General features: G+C 69.3%; 17 protein-coding genes. 9 read left to right on the forward strand and 8 right to left on the reverse strand.

Annotated elements, in window-relative coordinates:
* Positions 1-1,233, reverse strand: a complete 1,233-nt coding sequence (locus tag A5757_RS03220) for an acetyl-CoA C-acetyltransferase (protein WP_304440361.1) — start codon at positions 1,231-1,233, stop codon at positions 1-3.
* 123 nt (positions 1,234-1,356) lie between these two features.
* On the opposite strand from A5757_RS03220, the gene A5757_RS03225 reads away from it, so the two are divergent.
* From A5757_RS03225 to A5757_RS03240, 4 genes are read left to right on the forward strand one after another with little or no spacing between them, the layout of a single operon-like run.
* Positions 1,357-2,511, forward strand: a complete 1,155-nt coding sequence (locus A5757_RS03225; RefSeq protein WP_066828566.1) for an LLM class flavin-dependent oxidoreductase — start codon at positions 1,357-1,359, stop codon at positions 2,509-2,511.
* Positions 2,508-3,677, forward strand: a complete 1,170-nt coding sequence (locus A5757_RS03230; protein ID WP_066828567.1) for a sulfotransferase — start codon at positions 2,508-2,510, stop codon at positions 3,675-3,677. Before A5757_RS03225 ends, A5757_RS03230 begins: the two co-directional genes overlap by 4 nt.
* A 9-nt stretch (positions 3,678-3,686) precedes the next feature.
* Positions 3,687-4,451, forward strand: coding sequence for a sugar phosphate isomerase/epimerase (locus A5757_RS03235; RefSeq protein WP_066828568.1), 765 nt, complete (start codon positions 3,687-3,689; stop codon positions 4,449-4,451).
* On the forward strand, positions 4,452-5,660 hold the full coding sequence (locus A5757_RS03240) for a DUF1214 domain-containing protein (RefSeq protein WP_066828569.1): 1,209 nt from the start codon (positions 4,452-4,454) through the stop codon (positions 5,658-5,660).
* Between the two features lie 3 nt (positions 5,661-5,663).
* Here the strand turns inward: A5757_RS03240 and gatB are convergent, their stop codons facing one another.
* The 4 genes from gatB to gatC are packed head-to-tail and all read right to left on the reverse strand — an operon-like array spanning position 5,664 to position 10,057.
* Complete coding sequence (gene gatB / locus A5757_RS03245) at positions 5,664-7,166, reverse strand: Asp-tRNA(Asn)/Glu-tRNA(Gln) amidotransferase subunit GatB (RefSeq protein WP_066828570.1); 1,503 nt, start codon at positions 7,164-7,166, stop codon at positions 5,664-5,666.
* A gap of 24 nt (positions 7,167-7,190) precedes the next feature.
* Positions 7,191-8,222 carry an ATP-dependent 6-phosphofructokinase gene (locus A5757_RS03250; RefSeq protein WP_066828715.1) on the reverse strand — a complete coding sequence of 344 codons (1,032 nt, stop codon included), beginning with the start codon at positions 8,220-8,222 and terminating at the stop codon, positions 7,191-7,193.
* A gap of 18 nt (positions 8,223-8,240) precedes the next feature.
* Positions 8,241-9,725, reverse strand: coding sequence for an Asp-tRNA(Asn)/Glu-tRNA(Gln) amidotransferase subunit GatA (gene gatA / locus A5757_RS03255; protein WP_066828571.1), 1,485 nt, complete (start codon positions 9,723-9,725; stop codon positions 8,241-8,243).
* The gene (gene gatC, locus A5757_RS03260) at positions 9,722-10,057 is read right to left on the reverse strand and encodes an Asp-tRNA(Asn)/Glu-tRNA(Gln) amidotransferase subunit GatC (protein WP_066828717.1); all 336 of its coding nucleotides are present in this window, start codon (positions 10,055-10,057) and stop codon (positions 9,722-9,724) included. Before gatC ends, gatA begins: the two co-directional genes overlap by 4 nt.
* A 66-nt stretch (positions 10,058-10,123) precedes the next feature.
* Here gatC and A5757_RS03265 point away from each other — a divergent pair, with 66 nt between their 5' ends.
* Positions 10,124-10,783: an amino acid-binding protein gene (locus A5757_RS03265; RefSeq protein ID WP_156618141.1), complete on the forward strand. Its 660-nt coding sequence runs from the start codon at positions 10,124-10,126 to the stop codon at positions 10,781-10,783.
* A gap of 1 nt (position 10,784) precedes the next feature.
* Here the strand turns inward: A5757_RS03265 and A5757_RS03270 are convergent, their stop codons facing one another.
* Positions 10,785-11,039 carry a hypothetical protein gene (locus A5757_RS03270; protein WP_066828573.1) on the reverse strand — a complete coding sequence of 85 codons (255 nt, stop codon included), beginning with the start codon at positions 11,037-11,039 and terminating at the stop codon, positions 10,785-10,787.
* 196 nt (positions 11,040-11,235) lie between these two features.
* Between A5757_RS03270 and A5757_RS03275 the strand changes: the two genes are divergently transcribed.
* On the forward strand, positions 11,236-11,808 hold the full coding sequence (locus tag A5757_RS03275; protein WP_066828574.1) for a hemerythrin domain-containing protein: 573 nt from the start codon (positions 11,236-11,238) through the stop codon (positions 11,806-11,808).
* Here A5757_RS03275 and ligA read toward each other — a convergent pair.
* Complete coding sequence (gene ligA / locus A5757_RS03280) at positions 11,805-13,916, reverse strand: NAD-dependent DNA ligase LigA (protein WP_197497239.1); 2,112 nt, start codon at positions 13,914-13,916, stop codon at positions 11,805-11,807. The two genes, A5757_RS03275 and ligA, sit on opposite strands and share 4 nt — an antisense overlap.
* Before the next feature lie 72 nt (positions 13,917-13,988).
* Here ligA and A5757_RS03285 point away from each other — a divergent pair, with 72 nt between their 5' ends.
* Together A5757_RS03285 and A5757_RS03290 are read left to right on the forward strand one after the other, a co-directional pair.
* The gene (locus A5757_RS03285) at positions 13,989-14,384 is read left to right on the forward strand and encodes an MmcQ/YjbR family DNA-binding protein (RefSeq protein WP_231983869.1); all 396 of its coding nucleotides are present in this window, start codon (positions 13,989-13,991) and stop codon (positions 14,382-14,384) included.
* Positions 14,385-14,423: 39 nt separating this feature from the next.
* Complete coding sequence (locus tag A5757_RS03290) at positions 14,424-16,031, forward strand: 4-coumarate--CoA ligase family protein (protein WP_066828576.1); 1,608 nt, start codon at positions 14,424-14,426, stop codon at positions 16,029-16,031.
* Between the two features lie 84 nt (positions 16,032-16,115).
* Here the strand turns inward: A5757_RS03290 and A5757_RS03295 are convergent, their stop codons facing one another.
* Entirely contained in the window at positions 16,116-17,126 is a 1,011-nt protein-coding gene (locus A5757_RS03295; protein ID WP_066828577.1) for a methionine synthase, read from the reverse strand.
* Between the two features lie 51 nt (positions 17,127-17,177).
* Here A5757_RS03295 and A5757_RS03300 point away from each other — a divergent pair, with 51 nt between their 5' ends.
* The gene (locus A5757_RS03300; RefSeq protein ID WP_066828579.1) at positions 17,178-17,810 is read left to right on the forward strand and encodes a sensor domain-containing protein; all 633 of its coding nucleotides are present in this window, start codon (positions 17,178-17,180) and stop codon (positions 17,808-17,810) included.

Here is a 17,810-nt window from a genome sequence, read left to right on the forward strand (position 1 = left end):
TCAGATCCGTTCGATGATCGTCGCGGTTCCCATGCCGCCGCCGGTGCACATGGTGACCAGCCCGGTGGACAGTCCGCGGCGCTCGAGCTCGTCGAGCACGGTGCCGATCAGCATGGCCCCGGTGGCGCCGATCGGATGGCCGAGGGCGATTGCGCCGCCGTTGACGTTGACCCGTTCCGGGTCGAGGTTCAGATCGCGGATCGTCTTGAGCGGTACCGCGGCGAAGGCCTCGTTGACCTCCCACAGATCGATGTCACCGACCTCCATCCCGGCCTTGCCCAGGCAGCGCTGGGCGGCGGGACCGGGCGCGGTGAGCATGATGACGGGTTCGCTGCCGATCGCGGCGGTGGCGCGGATGCGCGCCCGCGGCGCGAAACCCTCTGCGCGTGCCCAATCGGAGGAGGCGATCACCGCGGCTGCGGCACCGTCGACGACTCCGGAGCTGTTGCCCGCGTGGTGGACGTGGTCGATGCGGTCCACCTCCGGATAGCGGTCCAGGCAGATCTCGTCGAACGTCCGACCCTCCCCGTCGACGCCGGACGCACCCATCGCGGCGAACGCCGGACGCAGACCGGCGAGCTTCTCCACGGTGGTCCCCGGCCGGGGGTGCTCGTCGTGGTCGAGCAGGGTCTCGCCGTCGGCGTCGGTCACCGGTATCACCGAGCGGTCGAATCGTCCCTCGGCGATCGCCTGTCCGGCGCGGCGCTGACTCTCGGCGGCGTACGTATCGACGTCTTGGCGGCCGAAGCCTTCCCTCGAGGCGATCAGATCCGCCGAGATACCCTGCGGCACAGTGGGATAGCGTTGGCGAAACGCCGGGTTGTCGCCGTCGATGGTCGGGACGCCCACGCCGACGTCCCATCGCGACATCGACTCCACGCCGCCGGCGACGACCAGATCCTGTGCACGGGAGACAACACCGGCTGCCGCGACGGTGATGGCCTGCTGACCGGACCCGCAGAACCGGTTGAGCGTCATCCCCGGCACCGTCTGCGGCCAGCCCGCCACCAGCAACGCGAGCCGGGCGATGTCGTCGCCGTGCTCCCCGGCCAGCAGACCGTTGCCCGCCACCACGTCGTCGACGTCGGCAGGATCGAACCCCACGCGCGCCACCAGGGCCTGCAGACACTGCGCCAACAGCTCCTGCGGATGGACGTCGTGCAGACCCCCGTCAGGTCGGCCGCGACCGCGCGGCGTACGCACCACGTCGAGGATCCAGGCGTCCGTCATCAGGCAGCTCCCTTCGTCGCGAGCCGGTCCAGTCGGCGATAATGCGTTTGCATATCGCGAGAAGGCTATTCTCCCGAAACGCACGGTGCAACGACCGCCCGGCCCTAAGCTGGGCGAGTGCCCAGCATGACGTCGGCGCCGGCGGTCCAGCCCGCCGCATTCCTGCGCACCACCCTGCCGCTCGATCTGTCCGTGCTCGACCGCCTCGACAGCGGGCGCTACCACTCGATCTGGCTGCCCGACCACATGGTCAGCTTCTGGCCGGACTCGATCTGGACACCGGAGTTCACCGACCTGGCCACCGCCTCGCCGTCACCGCACCGCCACCTCGACGGAATGGCCGTCGCCGCCGCGGCCGCCGTGCTCACCGAGCGCACGACGCTGGTCACCAGCGTCGTGGACACCGTCCGTAGACACCCCGCCTCGCTCGCCCAGACGGCACTGACCGTCGACCACCTGGCCCGGGGCCGGTTCGTCCTCGGCGTCGGCAGCGGCGAGAGCGAGAACATCGTGCCCTACGGGTTCGACTTCTCCCGGCCGGTCAGCCGCTTCGAGGAGGCGCTGCAGGTGATCCGGCTGCTGTGGGATTCGCAGGGACCGGTCGACTTCCGCGGTCGCTTCTACACCCTCGACGGCGCCCGCCTGGACACCGAACCGTACGACGGCCGCACGCCGCCGATCTGGATCGGCGCCAGCGGGCCACGCATGCTCGACATCGTCGGCCGCCACGCCGACGGCTGGTGGCCGGCGGGGGCGTGGACACCCGAGCACTACGCGCAAATGCTCGCCTCCATCCACCGGTCGGCCGAGCGGGCGGGCCGTGACCCGGCGGCGATCACCCCGTGCTTCATCCAGGTGTGCCTGATCGGCGCCGACGAGGCGGCGCTGGCCGAAATCCTCGAGGCACCGCTGGTCAAGGCCTTCCTACTGCAGGTGTCTGCGGACACGTTGCGCGGCTTGGGTTTCCGTCACCCGATGGGCGAGGACTGGCGTGGTTTTCAGGACATCGACCCGACGGCGCTGACGCGGGAGCGCATCGTGGACTTCCTGAACCGGGTGGAGCCGGAGATGGTGCTGGCCGCCGTGCCCCACGGCACCCCCGAGCAGGTCGCCCACATCGTGAAGACCTACGTCGACGCGGGGTTGCGGGTGCCGAAGATCATGGATTACGGCGCGATGGCGGGGCTGCGGTTCGCCGCGGCGTCGGCCGAGAACGTACGCCGCGCCGAGGACGAACTGATCCGGCTGTGTGGAGGAGAACTGTGCCGAGGAGAACAATGACCGATCTGCTCGACGCCGCCGATCTCCTCGCCCGCGCCGAGGCGGCCACCGGCTGCAACGACTACGGCGACCCGACGCTGCCGGAACGGTTCGGGCTGGCGGTCGATCACCTCAACGCGCTCGGCATGGACGAGGACGGGCGACGTGCGGCCGCGGAGGTGTGTCTGTGGCTGCTGACGTCGCGGCTCGAGTTGTTCGCCGACCGTGCCCGCCACCCGATCGCCGCCGAGGTGATCGAGGCGCCGATGTTCGTGACCGGGGAGCCCCGTTCGGGCACCACCCTGATGCACGCGCTGATGTCGGTGGATCCAGACGCCAGGGCGCTGCGGTTCTGGGAGGTGATGTATCCCTCCCCACCACCGGGCGCCGCCACCGCCGACGATCAGCGCCGCGCCCGCGCGGATGCCGATTGGCGGGAGATCAACGCGAAGCTGCCGAAGTGGTTGCACAGCCACCCGTACAACGACATGCTCGGCGACGGGCTGCCGGAGGATGAACGCACCTGGGCGTTCGACTTCCGCGTGATGACGCCCACTGCGTGGTGGCGGGTGCCGATGCAGACACTGGTCGGCGGCCTACCCACCGACGCCGCCGCCCAATACCGGCTACACAAGGCGATGCTGCAGCAGTTCCAGTATGCGCGGCCGCGGAAGTACTGGGTACTCAAGGGATTCCACGGGTTCCGCCTCGACGAGCTGTTCACCGCCTACCCCGACGCGCACCTGCTGTGGCTGCACCGCGATCCGGTGCAGGTCGCCGCGTCGCGCACCATGATGATGGCTGACATCCTCGACGGCATCGTGGGTCCGGTCGATCTGCAGGCCGCAGCCAAGGTGCACCTCGAACTGACGCGCGCCAGCATCGCCAACACCATGACCCATCCGATGGTCGACGACGCCCGCATCCGCCACGTCCGGTACAGCGACTTCGTGGCCGATCCGGTGGCGACGGTGCGGTCGTACTACACGTTCTGCGGGCGGCAGCTGTCCGCGGCCGCGGATGCGGCGATGCGCGACTACCTGGCGCACAACCGCGGTGACCGGTACGGCAAGTTCCGGTACTCCACCTCACTGCTCACCGACATCGGCGAGAACATCGACGATCTCAACGAGGAGTTCCGCCCGTTCCGGGAACGTTTCGGTGTCCAGATCGAGAAGCGGGACTGAGGCGCCGCCGTGCACGACCGGCTCTCGGTGCACAGCGTCACCTTCACCGGTGCGTCGCCGGCACAGCTGCACGACTTCTGGACCGAAGCCGGCCTGAAGCGGCTGAGCCTCATCGACTACCAGCTCGCCGATCCGGGGCTGGCGCCGCTGATCGCCGAGCACGGCTACCTGACGCACGCCGTCTGCCATATGTTCTCCACCGCCGACGAACTCCTGCGGGTGATCGAGGCCGCGGCGGGCATCGGCGCCACCATGGTCTATCTCCTGACGGGCGGCCGCGGGCCGCTGACCTGGGAACAGGCGGCGGACCGGTTCTGCGTCACCGTCGCACCATGTGCGGCCGCCGCCCGCGAAGCCGGCGTCTCGCTGGCGATCGAGAACGCCTCGAGTCTCTACGCCGACATCCACATCGCCCACTCGCTGCGCGACACCATCACCCTCGCCGAGGCTGCCGACCTGGACATCTGCATCGACCTGTTCCACTGCTGGGCCGAAGCCGGCCTCGACGCACTCGTCGACCGTGCGTTGCCCCGCACCCGGCTGATCCAGCTCAGCGACTACGTGCTCGGCGACCGGTCGCTGCCCGCACGTGCCGTACCCGGCGAGGGGACGATCCCGGTCGCGAACTTCCTGGAAACCGTTCTGAAGGGCGGTTATGCACACGGCTTCGATCTCGAGCTGATCGGACCGCGCATCGATGCCGAAGGCCGCACGCAAGCCGCGCTGCGCGCCTGCCGGGCGGTCACAGCGATGCTCGATCGGCTGGGCAATTAGATGGCCTTCGGGGACGGAGCCGACGACGCGACCCTGGCCGCGGCGTGGGACGAGTTCTGCGACCGGCTCAAAGCCGCTGGCGCGCAGGCGTTCAAAGACCACAACGCCACCTCGGGCCGCCAGCGCGCGGACGGCTTTCGGTTTCTCACGCAGAATCTCGGCCAGGCCTTCGACCTCGCACTCGAAACCGCCGACACTCGCTACCCCGTCGTGCACCCGTTCTGCACACCGCTGCGCAAACTGGGCGGGGACTGCGCCGACTTCACCTACCACCAGGCCTGGATCGACGGTACACACACCTACCGCATCACCGGAAACCGTGGCACCGCACCGTTTTTCAACATCACCGTGCAGGGCGCCCGGCGGCCGGGACCCGGGGTGCTGCACGAACCGTTCGGCGACGTCCCCGAGGCCAACCTGTTCGGCCATCAGCTGACCACCGGACCCGACGGTGAGCTCGAGCTGCACATCGGCGGGCCGCCGCGGGAGACGAACTGGCTGCCCACCACCCCGGATTCACGAAAGCTGTTCATCCGTCAGGGTTTCGACCGCTGGGACGAGCGCCCCGCCGCGCTGAGCATCGAGCGCGTCGACATGGACTCCCCGCGGCCGGTGCCCACCGCCGCCGACATGGTGGCCGCGGTGGACTGGGCCGGCGAGTTCGTCACCGGGCTGATGTCCGAATGGCCGGAGTTCCCGTTCACCCACGGCGGTGTCGACGCCGGCAGGCCCAACACGTTCCCCCGGGCCGACGCGGGTGACGGTGACGACAAACGGGGACGCGCCGCGGCGAACATGTACTGGGAGCTGAGCAGCGACGAAGCGTTGATCATCGACTTCCCCGCCCACGCGGGGCTCTGGACGCTCACGAACATGGGCGTGTTCTTCACCAGCATGGACTACCTCTACCGACCGGTGAGCTTCACACCGAGCCGGACCGCCGTCGACACCGACGGCAGGATCCGCATCGTGCTCGCCCACGACGATCCCGGCTGTCCGAACTGGATGGACACCCAGGATTTCTCGCGGGGCAACGTCACCTACCGGCACATGCTCGCCGGCCACCCCGTGACGGTGGACACCACGGTCGTCGCCCGCGCCGAGGTCATCGCGGCGCTGCCACCGGACACCCCCACGGTCACCCCGCAGCAGCGCACCGCGCAGCTGCGGGAGCGGTTCGACGGCATCCGGCGCCGCCACCGGATGTGAAGGTCAGCTACAGGCGGCCAGGACGAGTTCGCGCACGCGCGCGGCGTCGGCCTGTCCCTTGGTGGCCTTCATGACAGCGCCGACGATCGCCCCCGCGGCCTGCACCTTGCCGCCGCGGATCTTTTCGACGATGTCAGGTTGCGCCTCGAGGGCTTGATCGATGGCGGCCTGGATCAGCGACTCGTCACGCACCAGGGCCAGCCCACGGTCGGTCATCACCTGCTCGGGTTCGCCCTCACCGGCCAGCACCCCTTCGACCACCTGACGGGCCAGCTTGTTCGACAGCTTGCCGTCGTCGACCAGCTTGACCACCGCCGCCACCTGTGCGGGCGTGATCGGCAGGGCGTCGAGTTCCACTCCGGATTCATTGGCTTTCTGCACCAGGAAGTTGCCCCACCAGGCCCGCGCCTGCTCACTGGAGGCGCCCTGGTCGACGGTGGCGGCGACCAGGTCGATCGCCCCGTTGTTGACCAGGTCGCGCATCACCTCGTCGGAGATGCCCCAGTCCTGCTGAATCCGCTTGCGCCGCAACCACGGCAGCTCGGGCAGCGTCGCGCGCAACCGTTCTACGAGCTCGGCCTCCGGCGCGACGGGTTCCAGATCGGGCTCCGGGAAGTACCGGTAGTCCTCCGCCGTCTCCTTGCTGCGGCCCGGCGAGGTGTAGCCGTCCTCGTGGAAGTGGCGGGTTTCCTGGTGGACCTGACCGCCCGAGGTGAGCACTGCGGCCTGCCGGCGCATTTCGTAGCGCACCGCGACCTCGACGCTCTTGAGCGAGTTGACGTTCTTGGTCTCGGTGCGGGTGCCGAACTCAACCTGCCCCGTCGGCTTCAGCGACAGGTTGACGTCGCAGCGCATCGAACCCTGATCCATCCGTACGTCGGACACCCCGAGGGTGCGCAGCAGATCCCGCAGCGCGGTGGTGTAGGCGCGGGCGATCTCCGGCGCCCGGTCGCCTGTCCCGTCGATCGGCCGGGTGACGATCTCGATCAGCGGCACCCCGGCACGGTTGTAGTCGGCCAGCGACGTCGTCGCCCCGGCGATGCGGCCGGTGTCGCTGCCCAGGTGGGTCAGCTTGCCGGTGTCCTCCTCCATGTGGGCGCGCTCGATCTCGACCCGCCAGGTCGTCCCGTCGTCCAGTGGGACGTCCAGGTAACCGTTGACGGCGATCGGCTCGTCGTACTGGGAGATCTGATAGTTCTTCGGCTGATCGGGATAGAAGTAGTTCTTCCGCGCGAAGCGGCCCCACGGCGCGATCTCACAGTTCAGCGCAAGACCGATGCGGATCGCCGATTCGACGGCGGCCTGGTTGAGCACTGGCAACGATCCGGGCAGGCCCAGACACACCGGGCACACCTGGGTGTTGGGTTCGGCGCCGAACCGGTTCGCGCATCCGCAGAACATCTTGGTCGCGGTCGACAGCTCGACGTGCACCTCGAGACCGAGGACCGGATCGAAACGCTGGACGACCTCGTCGTAGTCGAGGAGTTCGGCGGTGGCGACAGACATACTTCGAGCTTAGTTTGCCCGGCCTCAGCCGAAGAACTCGGCGGCGTCGTCGTACCGGGTCTGCGGCACCAGCTTGAGCTGACGGGTCGCATCGGCCAGCGAGACCCGGCCGATCTCCTGACCGCGCAGCGACACCATCATCCCGTACTCACCGGCGTGAGCCGCGTCGGCGGCGTTGACGCCGAAGCGGGTGGCCAGCACCCGGTCGTACGGGGTCGGGGTGCCGCCGCGCTGCACGTGGCCGAGCACGGTGACCCGCACGTCGCGCCGGACTCGCTTCTCCACCTCGATCGCGAGCTGCTGGGCGACGCCGGTGAACTTCTCGTGGCCAAACTCGTCGAGACCGCCCTGGCGCAACTGCATCGTGCCTTCGGCGGGTTTGGCACCTTCGGCCACCACGCAGATGAAATGCGAATCACCGCGTACGAAGCGGTTCTTGATCAGCCGGCACACCTCTTCGACGTCGAACGGCTGCTCGGGGATCAGCGTCATGTGCGCGCCCGACGCCAGCCCCGCGTTCAAGGCGATCCAGCCGGCGTGGCGGCCCATCACCTCCACCAGCATCACCCGCTGATGGGATTCGGCGGTGGAGTGCAGCCGGTCGATGGCCTCGCTGGCCACGCCGAGCGCGGTGTCGTGTCCGAATGTGACGTCCGTGCAGTCGATGTCGTTGTCGATGGTCTTCGGCACGCCGACGACGGGGACGTTCTCCTCCGACAGCCAGTGTGCGGCGGTCAGGGTGCCCTCGCCGCCGATCGGGATCAGCACGTCGATGCCGTTGTCGTCGAGGACCTGTTTGATCTGGTCGAGTCCGGCGCGCAGCTTGTCCGGATGCACCCGCGCGGTGCCGAGCATCGTGCCGCCCTTGGCGAGCAGGCGGTCGTTGCGGTCGTCGTTGCGCAACTGGATGCGCCGGTTCTCCAACAGGCCACGCCAGCCGTCCTGGAATCCGACAACCGACGATCCGTAGCGGACGTCGCAGGTGCGGACGACCGCCCGGATCACGGCATTCAGGCCGGGACAGTCACCGCCGCCGGTGAGAACTCCAATGCGCATGGCGTCCATCCTCCCCTGTCACAGCGCGGTTGGCAGCGGTCCTCGCGCAGTTTCGTACGCCGCGCCGACCCGGTACAGCCGGTCGTCAGCCAGCGCGGGGGCCATGATCTGCAGCCCGACGGGCAGGTTGTCGTCCGGGGACAAGCCCGACGGCACCGACATCCCGCAGTGCCCGGCCAGGTTCAGCGGCAGCGTGCACAGATCGAACAGGTACATCGCCAGCGGATCGTCGACCTTCTCCCCCAGCGGGAATGCGGTTGTCGGAGTCGCCGGCGAGATCAGCACGTCGACCTTCTCGTAGGCCCGGTCGAGATCGCGCGCGATCAGCGTGCGGACCTTCTGCGCCTGGTTGTAGTAGGCGTCGTAATAGCCGGCCGACAGCGCGTAGGTCCCGATCATGATGCGGCGCTTGACCTCCGGACCGAACCCGGCGGCGCGCGTGAGTGCCATCACCTCTTCGGCGCTGTGGGTGCCGTCGTCGCCGACGCGCAGGCCGAACCGCATCGCGTCGAAGCGTGCGAGGTTCGACGACACCTCCGAGGGCAGGATCAGGTAGTAGGCGGCCAGGGAGTGGTCGAGGTTCGGGCAGTCGACCTCGGTGACCTCGGCGCCCAGCTCGGTCAGCGTGTCCACCGCGGCGGTGAACGACGACAGCACCCCGGCCTGGTAGCCCTCGCCGCGCAGCTGCTTGACCACGCCGATCTTCACGCCGCGCAGGTCGCCGCCGGCACCCGCACGCGCGGCCGCAACAACGTCCGGCACCGCGGCGTCGACCGACGTCGAGTCCCTGGGGTCGTGCCCGGCGATCACGCCGTGCAGCAGCGCGGTGTCGAGGACGGTGCGCGCGCACGGTCCGCCCTGATCCAGCGACGACGCACAGGCGATCAGTCCGTAGCGCGACACCGTGCCGTAGGTGGGTTTCACTCCGACCGTCGAGGTCAGCGCGGCCGGCTGGCGGATCGACCCGCCGGTGTCGGTGCCGATCGCCAGCGGCGCCTGGAATGCGGCCAGCGCCGCGGCGCTGCCGCCGCCGGAGCCACCGGGCACCCGGTCGGTGTCCCAGGGGTTGCGGGTCGGCCCGTAGGCGGAGTTCTCGGTCGAGCTGCCCATCGCGAACTCGTCCATGTTGGTCTTGCCGAGGATCGGGATCCCCGCCGCCCGCAGCCGGACGGTGACCGTGGCGTCGTACGGCGAGCGCCAGTCCTCGAGGATTTTCGATCCACACGTCGTGGGCATGTCGGTGGTGGTGAACACGTCCTTGAGTGCAATCGGAACGCCGGCGAGCGCCGAGGGCAGCTGCTCTCCGGCGGCGACGGCGGAATCGATGCGGGCGGCGGCGGCCAGGGCTTTGTCGCCCGCCACGTGCAGGAACGCGTGATACCGCTCGTCGGTGGCGGCGATCTGGTCCAGGCAGGCCTGCGTCAGTTCGACCGAGGAGATCTCCTTGGCGGCGACGCGGCCGGCCAGGGTGGCGGCGTCCTCGCGGATGAGTTCGCTGGTCATTCGGCCTCCAGAATCCGGGGTACGGCGAAGCGGCCGTCGGCGGCCCGGGGCGCGGCGTCGAGCGCCTGCTCCTGGGTCAGGCACGGCTCGACGATGTCCGGCCGGGTCACATTGACAATCCCGGTATCCCCGGATCGCTCCGCTCCTGCCCGCCGGCCGCTCAACGGGTTGTCGGTGGCCTCGACACCGGTCACGTCCACGGCCTGGATCGCTCCCACGTGATCGAGGATGGCGTCGAGCTGACCGGCGTAGCTGTCCAGCTCGCTGTCGGTCAGCGCCAGTCGGGCCAGGCGCGCGAGGTGAGCCACCTCGTCTCGGGAGATCTGCGACACGGTCACGCAGCCTAGTCCCCTCACTCGAGTCGCTTCCCCGCCGAGGCCCGTGCGACAGTGGTCGCCGTGCCCTCCTATCTGCTGCGGGTCGAACTCGAAGACCGTCCAGGCCGCCTCGGCGCGCTGGCCGTGGCCCTCGGTTCTGTGGGCGCGGACATCCTGTCCCTCGACGTCGTCGAGCGCGGCGCCGGGTTCGCGATCGACGATCTGGTGGTCGAGCTGCCGGCGGGCACGATGCCGGACATGGTGATCACCGCCGCGGAGATGCTGCCCGGGGTGCGCGTCGACACGATTCGTCCCCATCTGGGACTGCTCGAGGCCCACCGCGAACTCGAACTGATCGACCACACCGCCGCCGCTCGTGGGAGGGCGGCGAAGCTACAGGCCTTCGCCGACGAGGCGCCGCGGGTGCTGCGGGTCGGCTGGTGCACCGTGATCCGGCCGACGGATTCCGGCGTCGAGCGGATCGCCGGCAGTCACGGCGCACCGGAGACGCAGGCCGGGAACGCGCCGTGGCTGCCGCTGGAGCGCGCCACCGCGCTGGACGCCACCGCCGACTGGGTGCCGCAGGTGTGGCGCGATATGGACACGACGCTGGCCGCTGCGCCGCTCGGCGACGACGGGACGACTGTGGTGCTGGGCCGGCCCGGTGGGCCGGCGTTCCGCCCGTCGGAGGTGGCGCGGCTGGGTTATCTGACGGGGATCGTCGCGACGATCCTGCGTTGACTCACCCGCTGGCGGGCACCGGGTAGCGGTCGTTGACGTCGGCGTTGGTGTCCTTGCGCGCACAGTGGGCGCAACAGAACATGCCTTCGTCGGTCTCGATGCCATGGCCGAGGATGCGGCAGCCGCAGTGGCCACATTCGGGCGCCAGCTGCATGGCCGCGCATTCGACGCTGTCGAAGGTCGCGCTGCGTCCGTCGGCCCACGTCACGGTGAACGCCTTGTCGTAGTGGTTGCCGCAGGTATCGCACGTCGCCATGGAAGGTCGCTCCTCGTAGCTCGTTGATTGTTGAAGTAGTCGATCGGTGTCTTTCCGGAGTTCCCGGGAGGCCAGTGGCCAAACCGCCCCGCGTTTTGAACCGGCCGCGGTCCGGGTATCGGATCAGCGGCGCTCAGCCCACTTGCGCCGATTCATTGCCGATTCGTTCCACCACCGACATGCGGAGGTTTCTCGCGTGGCTAACAGCCCTATCACCACCGGTCAGGACGTCGTCGACTACCTGAAGGCACAGCACGAGACGATCCGTCAGGCGTTCACCGCGACCCTGGACGCCGCCGACGCGGAGACCCGCCAGGAGGCGTTCACCCGGCTCCGGACGCTGCTGGCCGTGCACGAGACGGCCGAGGAGATGATGGTGCATCCGCGCGTGCGCCGGAAAGTGCAGGACGGGTCCGTCGACGTGCAAGCCGTCGTCGACGCCCGACTCGCCGAGGAGCACGAGTCGAAGGTCGCGCTCAGTGAACTCGAGGGACTCGACATCAACTCCGCCGAATTCGGCAAGGCCCTCATCAGCCTGCAGGGCGCGGTGCTCGAGCACGCCGAGAAGGAGGAGACGGAGGAATTCCCGCTCCTCACCGACAATCTCGATGCCGAAGAACTCCAGCGGATGGCCGTCGCCGTCCAGGTCGCCGAGCGCATCGCGCCCACGCACCCGCACCCCGGCGTGGAATCCGCGGCGGCGAACTTCGCCGTCGGACCGTTCGCATCGCTGCTCGACCGGGCGCGCGACGCGTTCCGCGCCGCTTAGCCCGCCGGCTCGTCAGCGGCTTCGTCAGCGGGATCGTCGGGTCCGTGCTCGAGCAACCGGCGGAAACCGTCCTCGTCGAGGATGGGCACGCCGAGTTCGACGGCCTTGTCGTACTTGGACCCCGGTGAGTCACCGGCCACCACGTACGCGGTCTTCTTCGACACGGACCCGGCGGCCTTTCCGCCGCGCGCCAGGATCGCTTCTTTGGCCTCGTCGCGCGAGAACCCCGGCAGCGACCCGGTCACCACGATCGACAAGCCCTCCAGGGTGCGTTCCACTCCGGTGTCGCGCTCTTCGGCCATCCGCACGCCGGCCTCGCGCCACTTGTCGACGATCGCGCAGTGCCAATCGACGGTGAACCACTCCTTGACCGCGGCGGCGATCGTCGGTCCGACGCCCTCGGTGCCGGCCAGTTGCGCCTCGTCGGCCGAGGTGATCGCCTCGAGGCTGCCGAATTCGGTGGCCAGCGCACGTGCCGCGGTCGGCCCGACGTGGCGTATCGACAGCGCCACCAGCACCCGCCACAGCGGCTGCGACTTAGCCTTGCCGAGATTGGCCAGCAGCCGTTTGCCGTTGGCCGACAGCTGCCCGTTCTTCGTGGTGAACAGCTCGGTGCGCAGTAGGTCGTCTTCGGTCAGCGTGAACAGATCGCCCTCGTCGGTGATGACCCCGGCCTGCAGGAGCGCGATACCCGCCTCGTAGCCCAGGCCCTCGATGTCGAACGCGCCCCGGCCCGCGACGTGGAACACCCGCTCCCGCAACTGCGCCGGGCAGGTCCGCGAATTCGGGCAGCGGATGTCGGCGTCGCCCTCCTTGGCTGGCGCCAGCTCGGTGCCGCACTCCGGACAGTGCGTCGGCATGACGAACTCGCGCTCCGATCCGTCGCGCAGGTCGACGACCGGGCCGAGCACCTCCGGGATGACGTCTCCGGCCTTGCGGATGATCACGGTGTCGCCGATCAGCACGCCCTTGCGCTTGACCTCCGAGGCGTTGTGCAGCGTCGCCAGCCCCACGGTGGAGCCGGCGACCTTGACCGGCTCCATGTAGGCGAACGGCGTCACGCGGCCGGTGCGGCCGACGTTGACGCGGATGTCGAGCAGCTTCGTCTGTGCTTCCTCGGGCGGATACTTGTAGGCAATCGCCCAGCGCGGAGCCCGCGAGGTGGAGCCGAGCCGGCGCTGCAACGCCACCTCGTCGACTTTGACCACCACACCGTCGATTTCGTGTTCGACGTCGTGACGGTGCTCACCCCAGTACGCGATGCGCTCGGTGACCGCGTCGAGGCCCTGCACCCGCGCGGTGTGGGTGGACACCGGCAGCCCCCAGGCCTGCAGGGCGCGGTACGCGTCGTGCAGCGTGGCGAACCGGAAGCCGCCGGGGCTCTCGACGCGGCCGAACCCGTGGCAGATCATCCGCAGCCGGCGCCGCGCCGTCACCGCCGGATTCTTCTGGCGCAGTGAACCCGCCGCACTGTTGCGCGGATTCGCGAACGGCGCCTTGCCCTCGGCCACCAGGCCGGCGTTGAGCTCCTCGAAGTCGGCGACCCGGAAGAACACCTCGCCGCGCACCTCGAGCACCGCAGGCACCGGGAACTCGTCGGTGGCCGTGAGGCGTTCGGGGATGTCCTCGATGGTGCGGGCGTTGAGGGTCACGTCCTCACCGGTGCGGCCGTCACCGCGAGTGGCGGCTCGCTCGAGCTTCCCGTCGCGGTACACCAGCGCCAGCGCGACGCCGTCGATCTTGAGCTCGCAGAGGTAGTGCGCGTCCGGACCGATCTCGCTCTTGATCCGGCCCGCCCAGGCCGCGAGTTCGTCGGGATCGAAGACGTTGTCGAGGCTGAGCATCCGCTCGAGATGCTCGGCGGGGGTGAAGTCGGTCGCGAAGCCGGCGCCGCCGACGAGCTGGGTCGGCGAATCCGGGGTGCGCAGTTCGGGGTGGGCGTCTTCGAGTGCCTCGAGCCGGCGCAGCAGTGCGTCGAATTCAGCGTCGGTGATGATCGGCGAGTCCCGCACGTAGTAGCGGAACTGGTGGCCGCGCACCTCGTCGGCCAGCTCCTGCCACTGCCGGCGGACGTCGGGGTCCGTTGCCTCCTGGGCCTGCTGCGCCAGTGCCGCCTCGGCGTCTTTCGCACTCACGTAGGAAGGCTATCGCGCTGCTCTGACAGGATTTAGCCTGACGTTGTGCCGCATCCCATCATGTTCCGCGACGACGATCCCAGCCTGAGCGAGGTGCGCGCGATCGCCCTGGATTTCCCCGAGGCAACCGAGAAGGTGTCGCACGGTAGGCCCGGGTTCTTCGCGGGGAAGATGTTCGCGATGTACGGCGGCAGCACCAAAGAATCCGGCGCCATGACCGTCGTCCCACACTGCGTGCTGGTCAAGGTCGACGACTCCGACCGCGACGCCCTGCGGGCCGACACCCGCTTCTTTCTCCCCGCCTACCTCGGCGCCGCCGGCTGGATGGGCCTGGACTTCACCAGGGCTGACGTCGACTGGGACGAGGTCCGCGAACTCGTCGACGCCAGCTTCCGGTTGGTCGCCCCGCGCAGATTGGTCGTCGCGCTCGACGCAGTCTGACCCACCCGCGGCGCCGCTCGTGGTTCGATCGAAGACACCATGAGTTTCGCGAGCCCGTACCCCGACGTCCAGATCCCGACGACCAGCGTCTACGACTATCTGTTCTCCGATCTCACCGACTCCGACGCCCAGCGGGTCGCCCTGATCGACACCGCTTCCGGCGCGCAGACCACCTACGGCGACATGCTCGCCCGCATCGACGCGTTTGCCGGTGCGCTGGCCGAGCGCGGCATCGGTGTCGGTGACGTGGTCGGTCTGCTGGCGCCGAACAGTGCGGCGTTCGCGATCGCCTTCCACGGCATCCTGCGCTCAGGCGCGACCGCGACGACCGTCAACGCGCTGTTCACTGCCAAGGACATCGCCAAACAGCTCACCGATGCGCAGGCCACCATGCTGGTCACCGTCTCCCCGCTGCTACCCCAGGCCGCAGAGGCCACCGCGACGGTCGGGCTGGCCGACGACCGGCTGGTGGTGCTCGACGGACCCGGGATCGCCGCCGACGGTCATCCCAACGCCGACGATCTCCTCGGACCGGGGCTGCCCGCACCGGAGGTGAGCTTCGACCCGGCCACCCATATCGCGGTGCTGCCCTACAGCTCGGGAACGACCGCGAACCCCAAGGGCGTGATGCTCACCCATCGCAACCTGACGGCCAACTGCGCGCAGATCCGGCCCATTCAGGGGATGACCGCCGAGGACCGCATCCTGGCGGTGCTGCCGTTCTTCCACATCTACGGCATGACGGTGCTGCTCAACGCGGCGCTGCATGCCCGTGCCGCGCTGGTGATCATGCCGAGCTTCGACCTCACCCGGTTCCTTGCCAACCTGGCCGAGCACCGGTGCACGTTCGCGTTCATCGCGCCGCCGGTCGCGGTGGCGCTGGCCAAGCATCCGATGGTCGACGACTACGACCTCTCGCCGCTGCGGGGCATCATGTCGGGCGCGGCGCCCCTGGACGCCGATCTCGGCCACGCGGTCGCCGAACGGCTCGGCTGCGCTGTCGTACAGGGCTACGGCATGAGCGAGCTGAGCCCGGTCAGCCACGTCACCCCGTTCGACGGCGGTACCGCGATGGTCGGCGCCGTGGCGCCGCTGTCGTCGAGCGGGTGGACGGTGCCGAACTCCGAGAGCAAGCTGGTCGATCCCGCCACCGGCGACGAGATCGGCATTCCGGCAAGCGGTGTGAGCGCAACGGGTGAGCTCTGGTTCCGCGGTCCGAACGTGATGGCGGGCTACCTCAACAACGAGCAGGCCACCCGGGAGACCATCGACGACGACGGATTCCTGCACACCGGCGACCTCGCCCAAGTCGACGAGCACGGTTGTGTGTACATCGTCGACCGGCTCAAGGAGCTGATCAAGTACAAGGGTTACCAGGTGCCGCCCGCAGAGCTGGAAGCCGTTCTGCTGGGCCATGATTCGATCGCCGACGCCGCGGTGATCGGGGTGGTGGACACCGAGTCCGGCGAAGAGGTGCCCAAGGCGTTCGTAGTGCGTCAGCCGAATGCCTCGCTGACCGAGGACGAGGTGATGGAGTTCGTCGCCGGTCAGGTGGCGCCGTACAAGAAGGTGCGCCGCGTGGAGTTCATCGACGCGATCCCGAAGTCGGCGGCGGGCAAGATCTTGCGCAAGGACCTCAGGCGGTAGAGCGCGCAGTTGACTTTGCGTCCAGATCGCGTCCGCGACGCGTCCGGCGATCTGTGCGCAATATCAACGCGACAACGCCTGCGGTCAGACGGCGTCCGGATCGTCGGCGAACGCGTCGGCGGTGCGCTGGGCGAGTTCGACCGCGATGCGGGCCCATTCCGGGGTAGCCGCGGCCAGGCCGCACGCGGGGGTCACGCCGATGCGTTCCCGCAGCGCCGCGCGCGGGAACCCGAGCCGGTCGGTCACCGAGGCGGCGGCCTGGGCCACCTGTTCGACCGACGGCCGCGCCGCGGGTGCTTCGGCGGGCACAACGCCCAGCACGACAGTGCGGCCCGATTCCACGAATTCGCCGATCCCGTCGAGGTCCTCGGCGGTCAGCGTCGTAGCGTCGACCGAAACCGCATGAACCGTACTGCGTTGCAACACCTTCCACGGCAATCCGGCCGCACAGCTGTGCAGCAGCACCTCTCCCCCAGTGGCGGCGACGCAGTCGTCGAGCAGCTGGGTGGCGACGGCTTCGTCGACGGGGTGCACCGGGGTGAAGCGGGTGACGCCGGTGAGCCGGCCTGCCAGTGCGGCCGGCAGGAGCGGCTCGTCGAACTGCACGACGACGGTGGCCTCCAGCCGGCGGGCGACCTCGGCCCGGTGCAGCGCCATCCCCTCGGCCAGCGACGCGGCAAGATCGCGCACCGCACCGGAATCGGTGATGGCGCGGTGCCCGCCGGGCAGTTCCAGTTCGGCGGCCAGCGTGATCGGTCCCGGCGCCTGGACTTTCACGGTGCGGCCGGCGCCGCGCAGTCCCGCCTTCTCCCACGCCTCCTCGAGCGCGTCGATGTCCTCGTCGAGCAGGCTGGCGGCGCGGCGTACCGCGGCGCTGCGCCCGGAGGCGATGCGGTAACCGCGCGGAACGGTGTCCATCCCGATGTCGACCAGCAGCGCGGCCGCGCGTCCGATGATGTCGGCGCCCACGCCGCGTGCGGGGATCTCGACCAGGTGAGGCAGCGTGTGCAGTTCACCGACCACGACATCGGCGGCCTGGCGGGGAACTGCGTTGGGCCACGACCCGATGCCGGTCGCGGCGGCAAAGGCGCTCACTCGCACGACCCTATGTGACCGGGCTACCCTCGTGCTCGGAAGGGGACGGCGATGACCGGACGGGCGCTGCTGCTGTCCGTACTGGCTGCCCTGCTCGCGGGATGTGTGTCGACGATCGACGGTACCGCGGTGCGCTCTCCCCCCGGACTCGACGAGGACTCCCGCTCCCCCGTCGACGTCGACGCGGTGCTGCTCGATCAGGCGCAGATGCGCGCGATCACCGGGGCCGGTGAGGATCTGACGATCATCCCCAGCATGGACGGCAAGATCCCGGTCGACATCGAACCCCTGATGCAGACGGTCGCGGCGCAGTGCGCCTGGGTGTTCGCCGAATCGCAGACCTTCGGCGACGAGATCGAGGAGTTCCACAAGACGTCGTTCCAGAACCCGCCCGGCGGCGGGCTGATCTCCCAGGGCGCCGCGGGCTATCGCGACGCCGCGACGGCCCGGCGAGCGTTCGACGGACTCGTGGCGCGCATCGGCGGATGCGAGCAGACCGCGGACGGGCCGGGTTACGTCGGCACCGTGACCGTGACGCCGAATTCAGTGCGCACCCGGCCCGGCGGATGCGGCCGCGACTACCGCGTCACCTCCGCGGTCCTGCTGGAGGTGACCTTCTGCGGGTTCTCCGAGGCGGTACCCGAGATCGTGATGACCAACATCGTCGCGAACGTGCCGAATTAG

This window comes from Mycobacterium sp. 852013-51886_SCH5428379 (genome assembly GCF_001665575.1).
Lineage (GTDB): Bacteria > Actinomycetota > Actinomycetes > Mycobacteriales > Mycobacteriaceae > Mycobacterium.

Excerpts from the sequence above, each read along its gene's own strand:
- gatA (WP_066828571.1), bottom strand. The coding sequence starts at position 9,725 with ATGACCAGCGAACTCATCCGCGAGGACGCCGCCACCCTGGCCGGCCGC.
- A5757_RS03250 (WP_066828715.1), bottom strand. The coding sequence starts at position 8,222 with ATGCGCATTGGAGTTCTCACCGGCGGCGGTGACTGTCCCGGCCTGAAT.
- A5757_RS03225 (WP_066828566.1), top strand. The coding sequence starts at position 1,357 with ATGACGTCGGCGCCGGCGGTCCAGCCCGCCGCATTCCTGCGCACCACC.
- A5757_RS03240 (WP_066828569.1), top strand. The coding sequence starts at position 4,452 with ATGGCCTTCGGGGACGGAGCCGACGACGCGACCCTGGCCGCGGCGTGG.
- A5757_RS03270 (WP_066828573.1), bottom strand. The coding sequence starts at position 11,039 with ATGGCGACGTGCGATACCTGCGGCAACCACTACGACAAGGCGTTCACC.
- A5757_RS03290 (WP_066828576.1), top strand. The coding sequence starts at position 14,424 with ATGAGTTTCGCGAGCCCGTACCCCGACGTCCAGATCCCGACGACCAGC.
- A5757_RS03300 (WP_066828579.1), top strand. The coding sequence starts at position 17,178 with ATGACCGGACGGGCGCTGCTGCTGTCCGTACTGGCTGCCCTGCTCGCG.
- gatB (WP_066828570.1), bottom strand. The coding sequence starts at position 7,166 with ATGTCTGTCGCCACCGCCGAACTCCTCGACTACGACGAGGTCGTCCAG.
- A5757_RS03230 (WP_066828567.1), top strand. The coding sequence starts at position 2,508 with ATGACCGATCTGCTCGACGCCGCCGATCTCCTCGCCCGCGCCGAGGCG.